The 19867-nt window shown below is 59.9% G+C and carries 21 protein-coding genes; 13 read left to right on the forward strand and 8 right to left on the reverse strand.

Annotated features, from left to right (window positions below):
* Window positions 1-30: 30 nt before the first annotated feature.
* The 4 genes from leuD to BMS17_RS25540 all read right to left on the reverse strand — a co-directional run bounded on the left by leuD (window position 31) and on the right by BMS17_RS25540 (window position 3829).
* Window positions 31-636, reverse strand: coding sequence for a 3-isopropylmalate dehydratase small subunit (gene leuD, locus BMS17_RS25525; RefSeq protein WP_046032087.1), 606 nt, complete (start codon window positions 634-636; stop codon window positions 31-33).
* A 3-nt stretch (window positions 637-639) separates the two neighbouring features.
* On the reverse strand, window positions 640-2061 hold the full coding sequence (gene leuC / locus BMS17_RS25530) for a 3-isopropylmalate dehydratase large subunit (RefSeq protein ID WP_046032088.1): 1422 nt from the start codon (window positions 2059-2061) through the stop codon (window positions 640-642).
* Window positions 2062-2203: 142 nt separating this feature from the next.
* On the reverse strand, window positions 2204-2824 hold the full coding sequence (locus BMS17_RS25535) for a LysE family translocator (protein ID WP_077432054.1): 621 nt from the start codon (window positions 2822-2824) through the stop codon (window positions 2204-2206).
* A 93-nt stretch (window positions 2825-2917) separates the two neighbouring features.
* Window positions 2918-3829 (reverse strand): DMT family transporter, encoded by a 912-nt coding sequence (locus BMS17_RS25540; protein ID WP_077432055.1) that lies wholly within the window; start codon window positions 3827-3829, stop codon window positions 2918-2920.
* Between the two features lie 89 nt (window positions 3830-3918).
* Between BMS17_RS25540 and BMS17_RS25545 the strand changes: the two genes are divergently transcribed.
* The 6 genes from BMS17_RS25545 to BMS17_RS25570 all read left to right on the forward strand — a co-directional run bounded on the left by BMS17_RS25545 (window position 3919) and on the right by BMS17_RS25570 (window position 10331).
* Window positions 3919-5250 (forward strand): PLP-dependent aminotransferase family protein, encoded by a 1332-nt coding sequence (locus tag BMS17_RS25545; protein ID WP_077432056.1) that lies wholly within the window; start codon window positions 3919-3921, stop codon window positions 5248-5250.
* Window positions 5251-5341: 91 nt separating this feature from the next.
* Window positions 5342-6364 carry a sterol desaturase family protein gene (locus BMS17_RS25550; protein ID WP_046032092.1) on the forward strand — a complete coding sequence of 341 codons (1023 nt, stop codon included), beginning with the start codon at window positions 5342-5344 and terminating at the stop codon, window positions 6362-6364.
* A gap of 139 nt (window positions 6365-6503) precedes the next feature.
* Window positions 6504-7469 (forward strand): tripartite tricarboxylate transporter substrate binding protein, encoded by a 966-nt coding sequence (locus tag BMS17_RS25555; protein WP_077432057.1) that lies wholly within the window; start codon window positions 6504-6506, stop codon window positions 7467-7469.
* 1 nt (window position 7470) lies between these two features.
* Window positions 7471-7965 (forward strand): tripartite tricarboxylate transporter TctB family protein, encoded by a 495-nt coding sequence (locus BMS17_RS25560; protein WP_077432058.1) that lies wholly within the window; start codon window positions 7471-7473, stop codon window positions 7963-7965.
* 24 nt (window positions 7966-7989) lie between these two features.
* Window positions 7990-9498, forward strand: coding sequence for a tripartite tricarboxylate transporter permease (locus BMS17_RS25565; protein ID WP_046032095.1), 1509 nt, complete (start codon window positions 7990-7992; stop codon window positions 9496-9498).
* Between the two features lie 245 nt (window positions 9499-9743).
* Window positions 9744-10331, forward strand: a complete 588-nt coding sequence (locus tag BMS17_RS25570) for a LysE family translocator (RefSeq protein WP_077432059.1) — start codon at window positions 9744-9746, stop codon at window positions 10329-10331.
* Here the strand turns inward: BMS17_RS25570 and BMS17_RS25575 are convergent, their stop codons facing one another.
* Window positions 10332-11165: an AraC family transcriptional regulator gene (locus tag BMS17_RS25575; protein ID WP_077432060.1), complete on the reverse strand. Its 834-nt coding sequence runs from the start codon at window positions 11163-11165 to the stop codon at window positions 10332-10334.
* A gap of 35 nt (window positions 11166-11200) precedes the next feature.
* A complete protein-coding gene (locus tag BMS17_RS25580) occupies window positions 11201-11704 on the reverse strand; it encodes a VOC family protein (RefSeq protein WP_077432061.1) in 504 nt (167 codons plus the stop codon).
* A 255-nt stretch (window positions 11705-11959) separates the two neighbouring features.
* Between BMS17_RS25580 and BMS17_RS25585 the strand changes: the two genes are divergently transcribed.
* Window positions 11960-12208: a hypothetical protein gene (locus BMS17_RS25585; RefSeq protein ID WP_046032099.1), complete on the forward strand. Its 249-nt coding sequence runs from the start codon at window positions 11960-11962 to the stop codon at window positions 12206-12208.
* A 21-nt stretch (window positions 12209-12229) separates the two neighbouring features.
* Here the strand turns inward: BMS17_RS25585 and BMS17_RS25590 are convergent, their stop codons facing one another.
* Window positions 12230-13147 carry a LysR family transcriptional regulator gene (locus BMS17_RS25590; RefSeq protein WP_046032100.1) on the reverse strand — a complete coding sequence of 306 codons (918 nt, stop codon included), beginning with the start codon at window positions 13145-13147 and terminating at the stop codon, window positions 12230-12232.
* A 114-nt stretch (window positions 13148-13261) separates the two neighbouring features.
* On the opposite strand from BMS17_RS25590, the gene BMS17_RS25595 reads away from it, so the two are divergent.
* The 5 genes from BMS17_RS25595 to BMS17_RS25615 all read left to right on the forward strand — a co-directional run bounded on the left by BMS17_RS25595 (window position 13262) and on the right by BMS17_RS25615 (window position 18324).
* Complete coding sequence (locus BMS17_RS25595) at window positions 13262-14107, forward strand: oxidoreductase (protein WP_077432062.1); 846 nt, start codon at window positions 13262-13264, stop codon at window positions 14105-14107.
* Between the two features lie 312 nt (window positions 14108-14419).
* Window positions 14420-14875, forward strand: a complete 456-nt coding sequence (locus BMS17_RS25600; protein ID WP_046032102.1) for a (2Fe-2S)-binding protein — start codon at window positions 14420-14422, stop codon at window positions 14873-14875.
* Window positions 14876-14899: 24 nt separating this feature from the next.
* Complete coding sequence (locus BMS17_RS25605; protein ID WP_077432063.1) at window positions 14900-17068, forward strand: xanthine dehydrogenase family protein molybdopterin-binding subunit; 2169 nt, start codon at window positions 14900-14902, stop codon at window positions 17066-17068.
* A gap of 1 nt (window position 17069) precedes the next feature.
* Window positions 17070-17651: a hypothetical protein gene (locus BMS17_RS25610; protein ID WP_077432064.1), complete on the forward strand. Its 582-nt coding sequence runs from the start codon at window positions 17070-17072 to the stop codon at window positions 17649-17651.
* 73 nt (window positions 17652-17724) lie between these two features.
* Entirely contained in the window at window positions 17725-18324 is a 600-nt protein-coding gene (locus BMS17_RS25615) for a GGDEF domain-containing protein (RefSeq protein ID WP_077432065.1), read from the forward strand.
* On the opposite strand, the gene BMS17_RS25620 is transcribed toward BMS17_RS25615, so the two are convergent.
* Complete coding sequence (locus BMS17_RS25620; protein ID WP_046032106.1) at window positions 18293-18718, reverse strand: VOC family protein; 426 nt, start codon at window positions 18716-18718, stop codon at window positions 18293-18295. The genes BMS17_RS25615 and BMS17_RS25620 overlap by 32 nt on opposite strands.
* A 113-nt stretch (window positions 18719-18831) precedes the next feature.
* Here BMS17_RS25620 and BMS17_RS25625 point away from each other — a divergent pair, with 113 nt between their 5' ends.
* Window positions 18832-19692 carry a LysR family transcriptional regulator gene (locus BMS17_RS25625; RefSeq protein ID WP_046032107.1) on the forward strand — a complete coding sequence of 287 codons (861 nt, stop codon included), beginning with the start codon at window positions 18832-18834 and terminating at the stop codon, window positions 19690-19692.
* Window positions 19693-19867 lie beyond the last annotated feature (175 nt).

Genomic DNA, 19867 nt, shown 5'->3' on the forward strand with positions numbered 1-19867 from the left:
TGGCAGTCCACCGCCAGCCCCTGATTGCGATTACAGCCAGGGATTTTCCGACAGGTGCCGGAATTCAAAACTTCTAATTTGCTCTGCACGCTGCAGGGTGGTGCCGATGGCATCAAGCCCCAGCAGCAACGATTGCTTGCGCAGCTGATCGATCTCGAAAGCAACGACCGATCCGTCAGCCAGTCGGATTTCCTGCTCGGGCAAATTCACGCTGATCTTCGCGGTTTCCGCGACGCTGATGACCCCCGCAATGTGTTTCAGTTGGGCCTCAGACACTTGAATGGCGAGTACGCCATTGCGTTGGCAATTATCGTAAAAAATACCGGCAAAGCTGGTGCCGATAAGCGCGCGGATACCCACCTGCTTCAGGCCCCAAACAGCGTGCTCGCGGCTTGAACCACAACCAAAGTTAGGCCCGACCACTAAAAACGCCGCATCGCTCCACGCCGGTTGGTTGAGGATGAAATCGGGGTTCGGCGCCCCTGACTCAAGGAACCGCAGATCGAAAAACAGGCCTCGGTCCAACCCTTTGCGATCAATGCCTTTGAGGAACTGCTTGGGCATGATCACGTCGGTGTCGATGTTGGAAGCCAGAAACGGCGCGGCGCTGCCACTCACGGTATCGAAAGGTTGCATGTTTCAAGCCTCCAGGGCGAATGAACGAACGTCGGTCAAGTGCCCGGTGATCGCCGCAGCGGCCACCATGGCAGGGCTCATCAAGTGAGTACGAGCCCCCGCGCCCTGACGTCCTTCAAAATTGCGATTGGTACTGGATGCGCAGCGATCACCGGGTGCAAGCACGTCGTCATTCATGGCCAGGCACATCGAGCAGCCCGATTGACGCCACTCAAAACCGGCGTCAAGGAAAATTTGTGCAAGCCCTTCCTCTTCAGCCTGGTTGCGGACCAAGGTTGAGCCGGGAACGATCATCGCGCGTACATGAGTCGCAACACGCTTGCCGCGCACAACGCGAGCGACATCCCGCAAGTCTTCAATTCGAGCGTTGGTGCACGAGCCAATGAATGCGTGGCTGATCACCACATCGCTCAGCGGCATTCCCGGGGTTAGCCCCATGTAGTCCAGCGCTCGTTGCATGCCTTGGCGAAGAATGAAGTCTGGCTGTGCGGCGGGGTCCGGCACATGACCGCCCACGGGCGCGGCCTGGTCCGGACTCGTTCCCCACGTGACCATCGGCTCCAGTGCATTGACGTCGAGTGTCACTTCGCGATCGAAGTGCGCCCCTTCGTCACTGTGCAGCGCTCGCCATTTGGCGACTGCCTTTTCCCACAACTCACCTTGAGGCGCGCGTGGCTTGAGTTGCAGGTAGGCAAATACCTTGTCATCTGGTGCCATGAAGGCGCCCCTCGCGCCGGCTTCAACGGCCATGTTGCAGATGGTCATTCTGGCTTCGACGCTGAGGTCTGTGATGGCCGGGCCGGCAAACTCGATCGCGTAGCCGGTGGCACCTGATGCACCGATGTTTTCAATCAGCGCCATGATGATGTCTTTGGATGTCACGCCGGGCCCAAGTATCCCGTTCACCGTGACGCGCAGAGTCTTCAGGCGCTTGTAGACAAGCGTCTGCGATGCCAGCAAGTGCTCGATTTCAGAAGTGCCAATGCCGAAACCGAATGCCCCCAATGCACCATAGGTGGTGGTGTGGCTGTCACCCGCGGCGACCACCATTCCGGGCAATATAAAGCCTTGCTCGGGCGCGACAACGTGTTCGATACCCTGGCGCTTGTCGAGCACGTCAAACAGTTCGATACCGAAGTCACGGCAGTTTTCTTCGAAGTACGACACCTGCTGTGCGCCACCTGAGTCCGGCATGGTCGCAATGCGAACGGGGGTTGTCGGGTTAACGTGGTCGACAACCGCCAGCGTTGCACTCGGGCGCCAGACGCTGCGGCCCGCTTCACGCATGCCGCTGAATGCCTGCGGACTGGTGTATTCGTTGGCGACTTGTCGGTCTATGTACAGGAGCACATGACCTTCATCATCAAGAGGGCAAACGGTGTGGCTGTCGATGTGCTTCTGATAGAGGGTTCTGGGGCTGTTCATGGGGACGGGCTCTTTCTCTGTCTTATGCGAGATCACGGATTCAACCTGTGAACAGCATATTCATCGCAGATATTGCATCAAGAGCACTAAAGTGAAGGCGTTACACACGTAATGTGAATAATCAACGCCCCCATCCGACTGGCTACACCCGCTTCGCCATCAACAACACCGAAGCCGCCGCCGACAGCAACCCCGCGCAGCACCGGTTAAACATCCGCTTGCCGGAAGGCTCGGCAAACCAGCGACGCATGTGCAAACCCATGTAGGCGTACGCACTGATCGCGATCCATTCCAGTACCAAAAACAACGCACCGAGCAACGCGAATTGCGGCGTCACTGCGCGGGTCGGATCGACGAATTGGGGCAGGAACGCGGTGAAGATCAGGATGGCCTTGGGATTGCCGGCCGCCACCAGGAACTCCTGCCGCGCCAGGGCCAGTACACCGACGGGCGCGCGGGTGTCGACACGCTCGGCGCCAGGGTCGGCGCGCCACAATTGCCAGGCGAGGTAAAACAGATAGGCCGCGCCGAGAATCTTGATCCCGTAGAACAGCAGTTCGGAGGTTTGCAGCACCACGGCCAACCCGGCAGAGGCGAGGGCGATCATCCCGGCAAACGCCAGCAACCGACCGATCCCGGCCACGCAGGAGGTGCGGTAGCCGTAACGCGTCGAGTTGCTGACCGACAGCAGGTTATTCGGGCCGGGCGCCATGTTCAGGGCAAAGCAGGCGGGCAAAAAAAGCGTGAGGGTGGCGAGGTCCATGGAGAGTCTCCGGGAGCGAGAGCGCTATTTTTATCATGGAGGCTGTACGGTTTTCCCCATACAGCCATGGACGCAAGCCGCAGTACACTTTCGTTACCTGGCAAACTTTCTCGCGCCCGCCACACAGAGAATCACTGCCACCGTGACCCCGAGCATGCCGATGCTGACCTGTTCGTGCAGTAATGTCGCCGCCAGCGCCAAGCCAAAAAACGGCTGCAGCAGTTGAAGTTGTCCCACCGCCGCAATCCCGCCCTGCGCCAGCCCGCGATACCAGAACACAAAACCGATCAGCATGCTGAACAGCGACACATACGCCAGGCTGAACCAGGCCGGTGTGCTGATGTGGGTGAACGAGGCGGGCAGGCGCCACCAGGTCAATGCCGCCATGACCGGCAACGCCAGCACCAGCGCCCAGCTAATCACCTGCCAGCCGCCGAGCGTCCGGGACAGCTTCGCGCCTTCGGCATACCCCAGGCCGCAGGCGAGGATCGCCAACAGCATCAGGATGTCGCCTTGCGGCGAGGCGGTCAGGCCCTGTGACACGGCGAAGCCGACCACCAACAGACTGCCCAACACCGAGAACAGCCAGAATACCGGTCGCGGCCGCTCGCCACCGCGCAAGACCCCGAACACCGCAGTCGCCAGCGGCAGCAGGCCAACGAACACGATGGAATGCGCCGACGTCACGTATTGCAGGGCCAGCGCGGTCAACAGCGGAAACCCGACCACCACGCCCAGTGCCACGATGATCAAGGGCAGTAATTGGCTTCGTGCCGGGCGCTTTTCCTTGAATATCAGCAGCAGGCAGAGCGCCAGAAGGGCGGCGATGGTGGCACGGGCGACCGTGAGGAAAACGGGATCGAATTCCAGTACCGCCACCCGTGTCGCGGGTAGCGAGCCGCTGAAGATCACGACTCCGACCAGGCCATTGATCCAGCCGCTGGCCTGATTTTCCAAGGGGCGGTTTTCCAGTGTCCGGTTTTGCAGCTCAGAAGTGCGTTCCATTTCATTCACGCTCAAGGTCGGGTTGCATGAAACCCATCGTATGACCGAGTATCGATACAATCAAAAAATTGTCATGGATACATCCCGACATGCCGCGTTCCCGATACAAGTCGCTGGTCGACACCTTTGCCGCTGATATTCGCGCTGGCCGTCTACCTCCCGGTACGCGCTTGCCCACGCACCGGCAACTGGCTGCCACCGAAGGGTTGGCATTGGTTACGGCCAGCCGGGTCTATGCAGAGCTCGAAGCCATGGGGCTGGTCAGTGGTGAAACGGGGCGGGGCACGTTCGTCCGGGAAACCTCGCTGTTGCCCGGCCAGGGCATCGAACAACCCGACGTGGCGGCGGGGATGATCGATCTCAATTTCAACTATCCCTCGGTGCCGGGGCAGGCTGACCTGTTGCGCCAGGCATTGCGCCAACTCGCGCTGTCCGGTGACCTGGAGGCGCATTTGCGTTACCAGCCACATGCGGGCCGCCTGCATGAGCGGGCCTCGATTGCGCGGCACTTGTTGACGCGAGGACTGACGGTCGAGGCCGAGCAGATTCTGATTGTCAGTGGGGCCCAGCATGGATTGGCGGTGACCCTGATGGCGTTGCTCAAACCCGGTGACGTGATCGCGGCGGACGCGTTGACCTACCCCGGGTTCAAGCTGCTGGCCGAGGCGTTGCATCTTGAAGTGGTGCCCATTCCTGTCTCCGATCAGGGGCCTGATCTTGATGCCTTCGCCGGGCTCTGCCGCAGCCGCTCGGTACGCGCGGTCTACACCATGCCGACGCTGCACAATCCGCTGGGATGGGTGATGCCGGCGGATCAGCGCGCCCGGTTGGTGGCAATTGCGCGTCAGCATGACCTGCTGATCATTGAAGACGCTGCATACGCGTTTCTCGCAGAAGAGGCGCCACTGCCCATCGTCGAGTTGGCACCGGAAAGAACGGTATACGTTTCAGGGTTTTCCAAGAACATCGCCACCGGGTTGCGCGTCGGTTTCGTCGCCGCGCCTGCGCGCTGGGTGGAGGCATTGAAGCGCACGATCAAGGCCACCACCTGGAACACCCCCGGCGTGATGACAGCCATTGCCTGCGCATGGCTCGACGATGGAACGGTCAGTACGCTGGAAGCGCAAAAACGCGCGGATGCCCAGGCCCGGCAGATTTTGGCTGGTGAGGTATTGGCGGGTCTGCGCGTGGTCAGCCATCCCTCGTCCTATTTTCTTTGGCTGCCGCTGGCGGAGGATGCAAGGGCGGACCAGATCGCCATGGCCTTGATGCGCGAGCACGTGTCGGTGTCCACCGCCGAGCCGTTTGCCACCTCTGTTCATGTGCCCCATGCGATCCGCCTCGCGCTCGGCTCGGTGGGCATGGACACGCTACGGGAGGCGCTGATGGCGGTGAAGCGAGTGGTGGGGGCTTATACCTGACGAAACTGGCCGAACGGCGTTAGTTTTGCAATTGAGAATGATCTAGACTTCGTTTTCATTTGCCGGAGGTCCGTCGCGCGTGGAAGTTCTGATGTTTTTTTATGATTATTTGTCCCGATGGGTGATTGAGCCGGTCGCCGACCAGTTTTTCGGCATTTTCGATTTGAACGGCCGCTTCGGCCTGCTGTTTCTCATGACGTCCTACAGCGTCGCCTATGGGCTGTTCTGCTACCGCAAATCCCGTGGATTGACCGATGCCTCTACGTTCTGGCAATTCATCGGTGGCCGCCGGGTTCACCTGCATCGCTCGGCGTTGCTGGATTACCGCTACTATTTCGTCCGCGCCATTTTGAAAGTCATGCTGGTGCTGCCGATCTTCGGCCTGGTGGACGCCTATATCCTGCGCTCCGGCGACTACGTGCATTTTTTCACTGAGCTGTGGGGCGCGCGCCTGCAAGTCGAGGAACACCCTGCGTTGTCGCTGACCTATGGCCTGGGCGTGTTCATGGTCAAGGATTTCGCCAACTATTGGGGCCATCGCGCCTTTCACTCCCGCTGGCTGTGGGACTTTCACAAGGTCCATCACTCGGCGCCGGTGCTGGTCCCGGCAACCGCCAGCCGAATCCACTTCGTGGAAAAAATAGTCGAGAAGGTGACCAATACTCTGTGTATCGGTGCCTTTGCCGGGATCTTCTGGTACGCCTGTGGCGGCGAAATCAGCCGCTACACCTTGTTTGGCGTGACCTGGATGGTGCTGATCCTCAACGGTTTTGCGGCCAACCTGCGCCATACCCATGTCTGGCTGTCGTTTGGGCCCGTGATCGAACATGTGCTGAACAGCCCGGCCCAACACCAGATTCATCACAGCGATGCGCCTAAACACTTCAACAAGAACTTTGGCATCAACCTGTCACTCTGGGACTGGATGTTCGGCACGCTCTACGTCACCACCCCCCAGCCCGAAGCGCTCCGCTTTGGCACTGGCGATGCGGATCACCAGCGTTACCTGACGGTGTACAGCCTGATCGTGACGCCTTTCATGGACATCGCCCGCAAAATCGGCCTGGCGAAGCGTCCGAGGGCCGCTGTGCCAGAGGCTGTCGACGTACCTTAGGGTGTTCCTCTTCGGTAAACGCACACCACCTATCAAAACCATGACCTACGCTTGTTCACAGACGCCTGTTCAGTGAGCAACGCTTGCGCTTGGGCGAGAGTTAATCAGCACTCACAAAAACAAGATCAGGAGACCGCTTATGTTTGCTGCGATCCGTCGTTTCAATTATGCCGTTGCCGTGGCTATCACCGCTGCCGCGCTCTCGACACCCGCCATGGCGCTGGACACCGTCAAGTTCATGGCCCCGGGGTCGGTCGGTGGCGGCTATGACCAGACTGCGCGCCAGTTGGGCAAAGCCATGATCGAGGCCGGTGTCGCCAAAAGCGCCACCTACGAAAACAAGGGCGGCGCTGGCGGTACGCTGGGGCTGGCGCAGTTTGCCAACAGCACCAAGGGTGACGGCGAGGCGTTGCTGGTGGTCGGCGCAATCATGGTCGCGGGCATTGAGCAGAACAAACCGCAAATCACCTTGAAGGACGTGACGCCGATTGCCCGACTGTTCACGGAGTACAACGTAATCGCCGTGAGCAAGGAATCCAAGTTCAAAACCCTTGAAGAGCTGCTTGCAGCCTTTAAAGACAAACCGACCAGCATCACCTGGGGTGGTGGTTCCAAGGGCTCGATCGATCACATCGGGATCGCCGAACTGGCCGGAAAAATGAATATCCCGGTCGATAAGGTCAACTACATCGCTACCGGCGGTGGCGGCGAAGTGGTTGCACAAGCGTTGGGCGGCCAGATCAAAGTGATCACCGGGGGGTATGCGGAATTGGGCCAATACATCAAGGCCGGCCAGTTCCGTGTGCTCGCCATTGGTGCTCCGGCACGCGTTGCCGGGATCGATGCACCGACCCTCAAAGAGAAGGGCTACGACGTGACGATCGGCAACTGGCGCGGTGTCTACGGCGCCGCAGGCCTGAGCCCCGAGCAGCGCCAGACGCTGACCGACGCCGTGGTGGCGGCCGCCAAGAGCAAATCCTGGCAGGACAATATTCAAATCAACGCATGGTCGCCGAGTATTTTGACCGGCGATGAATTCGGCAAGTTTGTTGACGAAGAACACGTGCGCCTACGGGATATGCTGGTCAAAGTCGGGCTGATTTGACATGAGCGGACCCCGTACCATCGTGGTGCCACAGTTGGCGATTGGCCTTGGCCTCATCGCCATCAGTGGCGTTCTGGCGTTCGGTGCCTGGCGGTTTCCTCCTGAAAGGGGCTTCGTGATTTTGGGCGCTCATGTCTATCCCATGGGGCTGGCGGTGTTCCTCGGTGTCGTCGGTTTGCTCTTGAGTTACCAGGCCAGTACGGGTGGGTTTCGCGAATTGGCGGACCACAATGACGAGTCGGCCAAGGTGCTGCCCGCCGGCAAGCTCGGTGCCGCCTGGGTGACGGCGGGGCTGGTGGGGGTTGCGTTGTTGATTAACCTCATCGGCTTCGTCCTCTCGGCCGGGTTGCTGTTTGCCTGTTCGGCACGTGGGTTCGGCAGTCGCCATCCGCTTCGGGACCTGGCCATCGGCATTGCCTTGACGCTACCGATTTACTGGCTGTTCAACGTCGGGCTCGGCGTTTCCCTGCCGCCCCTTATCAACGCCTGGCTCTGATCCGGCCCGAAGGAGTGCAATCCGGTGGATATTCTTGCAAGCCTGGCGATGGGGTTTTCCGCCGCGTTGTCGCCGATCAATTTGATGTGGGGTTTTATCGGCTGCCTGCTGGGTACCGCGATTGGCGTGTTGCCCGGTATCGGTCCGGCACTGACGGTGGCGCTGTTGCTGCCGATCACGGCCAAGGTTGATCCCACCGGAGCGTTGATCATGTTCGCCGGTATTTACTACGGCGCACAGTTTGGCGGCTCGACCACCTCCATCCTGCTCAACACGCCGGGGGAGTCGTCCTCCATGGTCACAGCGCTGGAAGGTAACCTGATGGCCCGCAACGGTCGGGCCGGGCCGGCACTCGCCACCGCGGCCATCGGTTCATTTGTCGCCGGAACCATCGCCACAATCCTGCTGACGCTGTTTGCGCCCGTGGTGGCCACGCTGGCGCTGAAATTTGGTCCAGCGGAATATTTTGCGATCCTGGTGTTGTCGTTCACCACCGTGTCGGCGGTACTCGGCGCATCGATGCTGCGCGGTTTTGCCTCACTGGGGGTTGGCCTGACTATCGGGCTGATCGGCCTGGACTCGACCTCTGGCATCGCCCGCTACACGCTGGGCGTGCCGGAACTGGTGGACGGCATCGAAGTGGTGTTGGTGGCGGTCGGTTTGTTTGCGGTGGGGGAGGCGTTGTACAGCCTGCTCTACCAGAGAGAAGAAACCAGCGGCCGGCATCGCATGTCTTCGTTGTGGATGACCCGCGCCGACTGGAAACGCTCGGTTCCGGCCTGGCTGCGCGGCACGTTGATCGGTTTTCCGTTCGGCTCGATTCCGGCGGGTGGTGCCGAGATTCCGACGTTTCTGTCCTATTCGGCCGAGCGCAAGCTGAGCAAATACCCGAAAGAGTTTGCCGGCAGCAAAGGCGAGGGCGCGATTGAAGGGGTCGCCGGCCCCGAAGCGGCCAATAATGCCAGTGCGACCGGTTCGTTGGTGCCGCTGCTGACCCTGGGTATCCCGACCTCCGCCACGGCGGCGATCCTGCTGGCCGCGTTCCAGAATTACAACCTGCAACCGGGCCCGATGTTGTTCCAGACCTCGGGCGACCTGGTCTGGACCCTTGTCGCCTCGCTGTACATCGGCAACGTCATCCTGCTGGTGCTGAACCTGCCGCTGGTGGGGCTATGGGTCAAGTTGCTGCAAATCCCCCGGCCCTATTTGAACGCCGGCATCCTGGTGTTTGCCACCATCGGCGTGTACGGGATGCGCCACTCTTCGTTTGATCTGTTGCTGATGCTTGGCATCGGTTGGGGCGGGGTGCTGATGCGCCGTTTCGACTTTCCCGTGGCGCCTGTGATCGTGGGCATGCTGCTGGGGCCGATGGCGGAGAAGCAGTTGCGCAACGCCTTGTCGATCAGTCAGGGCGACTGGACGACCTTCTTTACCCAACCCATCGCCGCGTCGTTCCTCGCATTGACGCTGCTGGTGCTGGTCGTTCCGCATGTGCTCCATGCCCGGGGCATCAAGCTACACGAGGACGATTGAGTCAACGCCCGCCCCCTGTAGCAGCTGCCGAAGGCTGCGTCCGGCGGCGCAGCCGTCGTAAAACCTGAATGCACGTCGTACCTGAAACACCGAGTCGTCGGGTCTGACGACGGCTGCGCCGCCGAACGCAGGCTTCGCCAGCTGCTACAAAAACGTGCCAATGCTTTAGGCAGTTTTCTTCAATACGCAGTGTTGGGTGCTCGTTACCGTGGGCGCTGATTTCCCTGAATTGAAGAAGGTGTGCGATGAGTCTGATTATCTCCATGGCAACGTTTGCCCTGGTCGCGTCGATAACGCCGGGGCCGGTGAACATTGTGGCGTTGAGTTCGGGCGCGCAGTACGGCTTTCGCGCCAGTCAACGGCATGTCGCCGGGGCAACGCTGGGGTTCGTTTTGTTGCTGGTGCTGATGGGGCTGGGGTTGCATGAGGTCTTGCGGTTGTGGCCGGCGCTGACGCGGGTGGTGCAACTGGCGGGCGTGGCGTTCTTGTTGTTCATGGCCTGGAAACTGGCGGCGGACGATGGCCGTCTCGACGCCAACGCGACGGGCCGGGCGCCGTCGATGTTATACGGCGCAGTCATGCAATGGCTCAACCCCAAGGCGTGGCTGGCGTGTGTGGCGGGGATGGGCGCCTTCGTCGCGGACGGTGAGGCACGGTTGGTGTGGCAGTTCGCGGCGGTGTATCTGGTGATCTGTTATGTGTCGGTGGGTTGCTGGGTGTATGCCGGGACATTTTTGCGCGGCTACTTGAGCAACCCGGCGGGCATGCGCCTGTTCAACCGGACCATGGCGGTGCTGTTGGCCGTGTGTGCGGTGTACCTGTTATTGCCCTGATCAGCCGCGATACTGTCCCGGTGTCGCGGCCAGGTGCTGTTTGAATGCCCGCTGAAAATGCGCCTGATCAGCAAACCCCGCTTCCAGCGCGACATCGGCGATCAACTTGCCGTTACGCAATTGATCCCGGGCGAACTGGATACGCCGGTTGACCAGGAACGCGTGGGGCGTCATGCCGTAATGCTGTTTGAAGGCGCGGATCAAATAGGACGGTGACAGCTGAGCCGCTTCGCAGATGTCTTCAAGCTTGAGCAGGTGCGTGCAGTTGTCGCGGATGTAGTCGGCGGCCCGCTCCAGCTTGAAATTGGGTTCGCGCAACGGGAGGTCGAGCGGTTCGAGTCGCTGTTGCACATCGGTAAAAAACTCCACCGCCGCACTGTGTTTTCGCAGCACATCCTGTTCGGGATCGACCAATATTTCGTAGAGCTTTTGCAGGCCGACAAACAGCTGTGGATCGCGGGTATGGGTGGTGGAAAACCGCCGGAACGCCGAGTCCTGGTTGAAGCCGAGCTGATGCTGCAAATCGGTCAGCCACGGCGTCTCGACATACAGCATCAGGTACGACCATGGCTGATCGTCGATTGGATTGCAGGCGTGCACGTCATGGGGATTCATCAGCACCACGGTACCGGCGCTGACCTGAAACGCTGATTGTTCATGGTGATAAGTGCTGCACCCGGCGGTAATCGCACCGATGGAAAAATGCTCGTGGGCGTGTCGGGTGTAGCAGACTTCGCGGCCGTCGGCGATCGCGCGGGTCTCGATGAAGGGCAGGGCTTCATCACGCCAGAAGCGCGGGGCTTTGTCGGCGTTTTTGGCAGCAGCGTGCTTCATCTTCGGCGTCCTCGACAGGTCAGCCCTGGAGTGTATTAGCTCTCGCCGTCAAAGGCTCGTTGCAGCTCGGCAATGTCGAGTTTTTTCATCTGCATCATGGCCTGCATGGCGCGCTGGGACTTGGTCGTGTCCGGATTATTCAGCATCTCCATGAACGGAATCGGCACGATTTGCCAGGACAGGCCGAATTTGTCCTTGAGCCAGCCACACTGCTGGGCCTGTGAGTCGCCGCCGTTGGAGAGCTCGCCCCAGTAATAGTCGATTTCCTCCTGGGTCTGGCAATTGACCTGGAAGGATACCGCTTCATTGAACTTGAAATGGGGGCCGCCATTGAGGCCGGTAAAAGGTTGCCCGTCGAGCTCGAAGCTGACCGTCAGCACCAACCCTTCGGGCATGCCGTGAACCTCCTGGCCGGCCTTGCCGTAATGGGTGGTGCCGGTGATTTTTGAATGATCGAAGATCGAGCAGTAATACTTCGCCGCCTCTTCGGCCTGAGTGTCGAACCAGAGGCACGGAGTCAGTTTTTGCACGCGATGCATGGTGGCGCTCCTCTACGGGTTACTCATGCTGGACTATCAGCGTAGTCAGCCTGTCGCCAATCGGTTGGACCGTAGATCGATAATTGGGTGAAAAAATGAAGTCATATTGACTTGGGTCATGGTCATATCGACTAATTTGTGCCGTGGTCGATATGACTCGTATTTCTTCAAGTCATTGATTTTAAATGGGTCACTACTTGGCACGAGACTTGATACGTCCTACGTACAACTGATCTGATTCAGGAGTACGACAAAATGTTCGATTTTTTCAATAACCCGCTGAACGTTCTGCACCTGTCGAGCAAAGTGCTGGGTGCTGGCCTGACCATGCTGTTTGCCGGTATCTACGGCGCCTATCTGTACGCCGGTCCGATGTCGATTGTGCTGCTGGTGTCGATGCATGCCATGACCATCATCGGGCCTACGTTCCTCAAGATTGGCTACGTCATGCGCCTGCTGGCCCAATATCGGTTGAGCAAAGGCCTGACTCCTGCGGTGGTTTGAGGCCGGCTGGAAAGCCCGGAACTAGCGGTTGAGGAAGCGCTGGTCGGCGATCCACCGGGTGGCCAGATCGATGAAGGCGCGCAGTTTTGGCTGTGTCTGTGTACGGCTCGGAAAGTACAGGTACAAGGCCGTGCTCAGAGGGACAAACGGTTGCAGCACGCGCTCCAACTGACCCGTCGCCAATTCGTCGATGATCTCCAGATCGCAGGCATACGCCAATCCCTGGCCATTGCGGGCGGCAGAGATCAGCAGCCGGCGATCATTGACCGTCAACCCGCCCTCGACGCCTACCGTAAAATCTCGTTCGTTACGGCGAAACTCCCAGCGGTGAGCGCTGCCGGAGGTCGAGAAGCGAAAGCCGATGCATTCATGTCCGGTCAGGTCTTCGGGGCTGAGCGGTTTTCCAGCCTTGGCGAAGTAGGCCGGCGAGCCCACCACCGACCACTGCAAATCCGATGTCAGGCGCACGGCGATCATGTCTTTCTCTATGGACTCACCGAGCCGGATCCCGGCGTCGAAACCGCCGGTCATCAAGTCGACGGTGGCATCGTCCAGAGAGATATCGAGGCTGACTTGCGGATACGCCTGGCGAAACAGCGGAATCAGCGGCTCGATCAATAAAGCGCCGGACAACCGTGGCGCGGTGATGCGCAGCGTGCCCATCGGTTGATCGCGGAAACCGCCGAGCATCGCCAGCGCTTCATCGATCTCGCTGGCCGCCGGACGCAAGCGAGCAAACAGACTGGCACCGGCCTCGGTCAAGGCGACCCGGCGTGTGGTGCGCTGAAACAACAGCACACCGGTACGACGTTCCAACAGCTTGATCGCATGGCTGACTGCCGTAGGCGTCACCGCCAGGCGAGAGGCCGCGACGGTGAAGCTCTTGTGCTCGGCGACCGCCAGAAACTCGGTCAAACCGTCAAAAGGATCCTGGTTCATTGTCAGCGCCATTATGAAAGACAGTTTCATAGTGCTTGTAGCACGAGGCCATTTTTCAAACCAATCGGTCTGCGTACCTTGTGTTCACCCCCCAATGATCACGAGGATTCAACCATGACCACTTCCCACTCTTTCAAACGTGTCTGGCTTATCACGGGTGCTTCGCGCGGTATTGGCGCCAGGATCACGGCCGCCGCACTGGCCAATGGCGATGCGGTCGTTGCCACCGCCCGTGACGCGAAGACCGTCATTCAACGCTTCGGCGATCAACCCGGTTTACTGGCGGTTACCCTGGATGTCACCGATGAGGCGCAAGGCATTGCCGTCGCCAATACCGCCATTGAACACTTCGGGCGCATTGACGTGCTGGTCAACAACGCCGGTTACGGATTGCTCGGAGCGGTCGAGGAAGCCAGTGCCGATGAAGTCCGGCGCCTGTACGAAACCAATGTGTTCGGCCTGTTGAATGTCACCCGTGCCGTTCTGCCCCACATGCGCGCCGCTCGCAATGGACATGTGATCAATCTCTCGTCCGTGGGTGGCTACGCGTCGGGGCCGGGTTTCGGCGTGTATTGCTCGACCAAATTTGCCGTCGAAGGCTTGAGCGAGGCGTTGCATGCCGAGTTGGCGCCGCTGGGCATCAAAGTGACCGTGGTGGAGCCCGGCTACTTCCGTACTGAGTTCCTCGAAGGTAATTCATTGGTCGAATCCCCGTCCTCGATTGGCGACTACGACGGCACGGCGGGTCAGGTGCGCCAAATCGCCAAGGCTGTGACCCTTAATCAGCCGGGTGATCCGGACAAACTCGCGCAGACCATGATCACCTTGGTGGAATCACAAAATGCGCCGCTACGCCTGCCGCTGGGCAGTGATTGTGTGGCGGCGATTGAAGCCAAAAACACCTTTGTTGCTGCAGAGCTGCAGGCATGGCGTGAAGTGTCGGTGTCCACTGACTTCTAAACCCCCCGTAGCAGCTGCCGAGCCCGCGAGGCTGCGTTCGGCGACGAAGTCGTCGTTAAATCAGCCGCTGCGGTGTGACAGTAAAGCCGCATTCGCGGTATATACGACGACTGCGTCGCCGGACGCAGCCTCGCGGGCTCGGCAGCTGCTACATAACCTATGGATGCAGTCTTGTTGGCGTGACCGGTGGTCGATGAACCGGTCTCGCCCGGCAATTTGCGCTTAGCTGAAGGGATAACCCAAAGGCGCGCGTAGACAGTCGACCGTCACAGCGACGCCCTTCAGGACACTGTGAGTCTGAGGAACTTCGTCATGTTGACCCTCAACATCAATGGTCAGGATCAGGAACTGGATGTCCCCGCGGACATGCCGCTGCTCTGGGTCCTGCGTGATGTCGCGCACCTGACCGGCACCAAATTCGGCTGTGGAATGGCCCAGTGCGGCGCTTGTACCGTGCACGTCGATGGTGCGCCGTTGCGCTCCTGCATCACACCCGCCACCGCCGTGGCCCATGGGCAGAAAATCCTCACCATCGAAGGCCTGTCCACCGACGGTTCGCACCCGGTTCAGCAAGCGTGGGCCGAGCTTGATGTGGTCCAGTGCGGGTACTGCCAGTCCGGGCAGATCATGTCCGCCGCTGCATTGCTGGCGAAGATCCCCCAACCCACTGACAGCGACATCGATCAGGCGCTCTCCGGCAATATCTGCCGTTGCGGCACGTACCCAAGGATCCGCGCAGCAGTCAAGCGCGCCGCCGAGATAGGTTGATGCCAGGCTAGGGGAGTCCGAACAATGAACAGCATTCTGGTTAGTTCACGTCGCGGTTTTCTCAAGGGTAGTGCCCTGTTGGGCGGTGGTCTGGTGGTGGCGTTTGTCATCCCCGGTGCCCATCGTTTTGCCTTGGGTGCGGAGAATCAAGGCGATGTATTTGCGCCCAATGCCTTTTTGCGGATCGGCAACGACAACAGCGTCACGGTGCTGCTGGGTCACTCGGAAATGGGCCAGGGTATCTGGACCGGCCTGACCATGTTGATCGCCGAAGAACTGGACGCTGATTGGTCGAAAATCCGCGTCGAACACTCACCGGCCTCTGCGGCCGAGTACGGGATGCCCGCTTTCGGTGGCATGCAAATCACCGGCGGATCGACCTCGACGTGGATGGAGTTCGACCGCTATCGGCAGGCCGGCGCAGCAGCCCGCCTGATGCTAGTTGAAGCGGCGGCCAAGCGCTTCGACGTCGCGCCTTCGCAAATCCGTACCGAGTCCGGTGTGGTCTTTGCCGGCGATCAGCAAGCAACCTACGGCGAACTGGCCGATGACGCCGGCAAGTTGCCAGTGCCGGACCCTGCCTCGATCAAGTTCAAGGAAGCCAAGGACTGGAAGGTCATCGGCAAACCCACCAAGCGCCTGGACACGCCGGAAAAAATCACCGGCCGCGCCAAGTTCGGCATGGACGTGCAGTTCGACGGCTTGATGACGGCCATGGTTGCGCGTTCGCCGTACTTCGGCGGGAGCGTCAAATCCTTTGAAGGCGCCGAAGCGCTGGCGGTGCCCGGCGTGCATAAAGTGGTGCAAGTGCCCACGGGCGTCGCGGTGATTGCCGATCACTACTGGGCTGCAAAGCTGGGGCGCGACGCACTAAAGATCGACTGGAACCCGGGGCCGAACACGGGGCTCGACAGCCAGAAGCTGCTGGAAAGCTTCCGTAAACTGGCGGCCACGCCCGGTATTTCAGCCAGCAAGGCCGGCGATGCCAACGCGGCATTGAGCAAAGCGGTCAAGTCTGTCGACGCCGAATACAGCGTGCCGTACCTGGCCCATGCGCCGATGGAACCGCTCAATTGCACGGTGAAAATAACCAAGGACAAATGCGAGATCTGGACCGGCACGCAGTTTCAGACGCTGGACCAAATGATCGCCGGCAAAATTACCGGGCTCAAACCCGAACAAGTTGAGATTCATACCGAGTTCCTCGGTGGCGGCTTCGGGCGTCGGGCCAATCCGACCTCGGATTTTGTCGCCGAAGCGGTGCAGGTCGCGAAAGCCGCAGGCGCACCGGTGAAAACCGTGTGGGCGCGCGAGGATGACATTCGCGGCGGTTACTACCGTTCGATGTTCCTGCATCAGGCAAAAATCGGGCTGGATGCCGACGGCATACCGATCGCCTGGAAACACGCGATGGTCGGGCAATCGATCATGGCCGACACCCTGCTTGAAGCCACCATGGTCAAGGACGGCATCGACAAAACCTCGGTCGAAGGTGTCGCCGACAGCCCGTATATCGAAGACCTGGCCAATCATCAGGTTGATTTGCACTCGCCGAAAACCGGAATCAGCGTCTTGTGGCTACGGTCGGTCGGGCACACCCACACGGGGTTCGTCATGGAGTCATTGATCGATGAACTGGCCGACGCAGCGGGCAAGGACCCGGTGGAATACCGACGGACCTTGCTGAAAAACCACCCGCGGCACTTGGGGGTGCTGAACCTGGCGGTCGAGAAAGCCAACTGGAAGGCGCCACTGCCGGACGGCCACGCACTGGGCGTGGCGGTGCATGAATCTTTCGGCAGTTACGTTGCACACGTCGCCGAGGTGTCTCAGGACAACCTGGCCATCCGGGTCCACCGCGTGGTGTGCGCGGTGGACTGCGGGATTGCCGTCAACCCGATGAGCATCGCGGCGCAAATGGAATCCTGCGTCACCTTCGGCCTGAGCTTCGCCTTGCACAGCAAACTCACGCTCAAGAACGGGCAAGTGGTGCAGTCCAATTTCCACGACTATCAGGTGCTGCGGCTCAACGAAATGCCGGTGGTCGAAGTGCATATCGTGCCGAGCACCGAACGCTCTGGCGGCATCGGCGAGACCGGTGTTCCGCCCGTTGCACCGGCGGTGGCCAACGCGGTGTTTGCCCTGACCGGGCAGCGTCTGCGGGAATTGCCGTTGCAGTTGTCGGGGGTGTGAGATGAAACGACATCATTGGTTGCTTGGGACGGCGATCCTTATCTGTCTCGTAGCCTACGCATCGCACGTGTTCGCCGATGACCGCGAGGCCTTGCAGGCGTTCGATACCGTGCAAAAAGTCTTCCAGAGCCCCCGCTGCCAGAATTGTCATATCCCTGGGGATTCCCCATTGCAGTTCGATGCGGGTACGCCTCACGCGATGAATGTGGTGCGCGGGATGGATGGTAAAGGCGCCGCCGGGTTGCCCTGTGCGACCTGTCATGCCGAAACCAATGTGCCCGCCAGTTACGGGCCGCATACGCCACCGGGGGCGCCGCACTGGAGCCTGCCGCCCGCCGTGCACAAAATGGCCTGGATAGGGCTGCCGGCCGACAGGCTCTGCGCATTGATCAAGGATCGCGCGAGCAATGGCGACCGTGATTTTACGGCACTGATTAAACATGTCAGCGAAGACAAACTGGTGCTTTGGGGCTGGAATCCGGGAGTGGGGAGGCCGCCGGTGCCGGTGCCTCACGATATTTTCGTCACACAGTTCAAACTGTGGGCGGAGGCTGGAGGGCCGTGTCCGCTGGTGGGCAGTTGACCGGCGGTCCGTAACGGGGAGTCAATGCTGGTATGGCCGACTCTAAAGACCATACCCGCCAACGGAGTGAGTCATGCTAATTCCAGGCAAACCGGTCAAGCCAGGTGCTGGCGCCGTTCCCGTACGCTCGCCGCAACAAGAACGCGAATGGCTGCGTGACCTGGCCCGCAAGGCCGAGCAAGAGCTGACGGGCGTGCAGATGGCGAGCATGGACGAGCTGACCTTGCTCCCCAATCGCCACGGGTTTACCGCGCTGGCCCAACAAGGGCTGGACGCTTGCCAACAACTGGAGAAACCGGCCACGTTGTTGCTGTTCAACCTTGATGACTTCAAACGCACCCACTACCTGTATGGCCGGGCCGCGAGCGATAAAGCGCTGAAAATCTTCGCTGATGTGCTGCGCATTGCCTTCCGCGAAAGCGATGTGATCGGTCGCCTCGGCAGCGATAAGTTTGCCGCTTTGCTCACCGGTTCAGGCGCGGTCGACAGGGAAGCGATCGAGGCCCGTCTTGAAGAAATCCTTGCCGAGCGCAATGCCGCGGCCCATCGCGCCAACGACATGCGTTTCAGTATCGGCCAGATCGAATACGACGCCCTGCGTCACGGCTCAATCGAAGGGCTGCTGGCCGAGGCGGATGTATTCACTTGGCAAACAACTGACTCAGGTCCTTGAATGCCTTGAATTCCAGCGCATTGCCGCATGGGTCGAACAAAAACATCGTCGCTTGCTCGCCCACCAGGCCCTGAAAGCGAATGCCGGGTTCGATCACGAACTGTGTGTCCAACGCCGTCAAACGCTGCGCCAGCGCCTCCCATTCACCCATGCTCAACACCACGCCGAAATGCGGAACCGGCACGTTATGGCCGTCCACGGCGTTGGTGTGCGCCGCTTCCTGAGAGGCGTTTTTCGGCGCAAGGTGAATCACCAATTGATGGCCGAAAAAGTTGAAATCGACCCAATGATCGCTGGAGCGACCTTCTTCCAGACCAAACACTTCGCCGTAGAAAGAGCGCGCAGCGCTCAGGTCATACACTGGAATCGCCAAGTGAAAAGGGGACAGTTGCATCGCACAGGCCTCAGATAGTCAGGAGTTGAGGCAGAGTTTAGCGCTGTGCTTTTTCATTGAAAGACGATAGTTTTTGCGTCGAGCTCAAATTATTTCGATCAATCGAGGCTGCCATGCTGCGGGAATTGAAAACCTTTATTGCCGTCACGCGTTACGGCACTTTTGCGGCGGCCGGCATGCACATTGGCCTCACGCAATCAGCGGTTAGCGCGCAAATGCGCAATCTTGAGCAGACGCTGGGCATACGTTTGTTCGACCGTACCGGGCGTCAGGCGATTCTCAATGCCGCCGGGCAACGGGCATTGCCGATGGCTAAGGAGATGCTGGACACGTTCAACCGCATGGCGGTCAGTGATGATGTGAGCGAGTTTCGCGGTGAGTTGAAAATCGGTGCGGTGGCCACCGCCCAGACTGGATTGTTGCCCCAGGCACTGTTGCGATTGCGCCAGCAAGCGCCGCTTTTGGAGCCGAAACTGGTGCCGGGTGTGTCGTTGAATCTGTTGAGTCAGGTGGACACCGGTGAAGTGGATTTGGCCATTCTGATCAAGCCGCCGTTTGAGCTGCCCAAGGAACTGTCGGCGCAGGTCATTCGCCGGGAGCCGTTTGTGTTGATCGTGCCGACGGCGCTGGAGGGCGATGACCCGTTGCAGATCCTCGCGAACCATCCTCACGTGCGCTATGACCGTAACTCGTTCGGCGGTCGCCTGGTGACGCGGTTTTTGCGCGAACAGCAGATTGACGTGCAAGTGGCGCTGGAACTGGATGAGCTGGAAGCGATCGTGAAAATGGTCGAGTGCGGGCTGGGCGTATCGCTGCTGCCGGAGGCGGGGCTGTGGCTTGAGTATGGGGCGAAGGTCCGGATCATCCGGTTGGGCGAACTGACGTTCTATCGGGAAATGGTGTTGTTGCAGCGTTACAGCCAGCGGATGCAGCCGATTCAGCAGTTGTTTGCCGATTGCCTCACTAACGACTAAACACATAACCCCTGTGGGAGCGGGCTTGCCCGCGATAGCAGTGTGTCAGTTGGCATCCATTTTGATCGTGAGTCCGCCTTCGCGGGCAAGCCCGCTCCCACAGGGGATTCATCAACCCTGAAATCCCAGGCATAAAAAAACCCGCCGGGGCAGGCGGGTTTTTTATCGGCTAGCC

Source organism: Pseudomonas sp. C9 (assembly GCF_002000165.1).
Taxonomy (GTDB): Bacteria; Pseudomonadota; Gammaproteobacteria; order Pseudomonadales; family Pseudomonadaceae; genus Aquipseudomonas.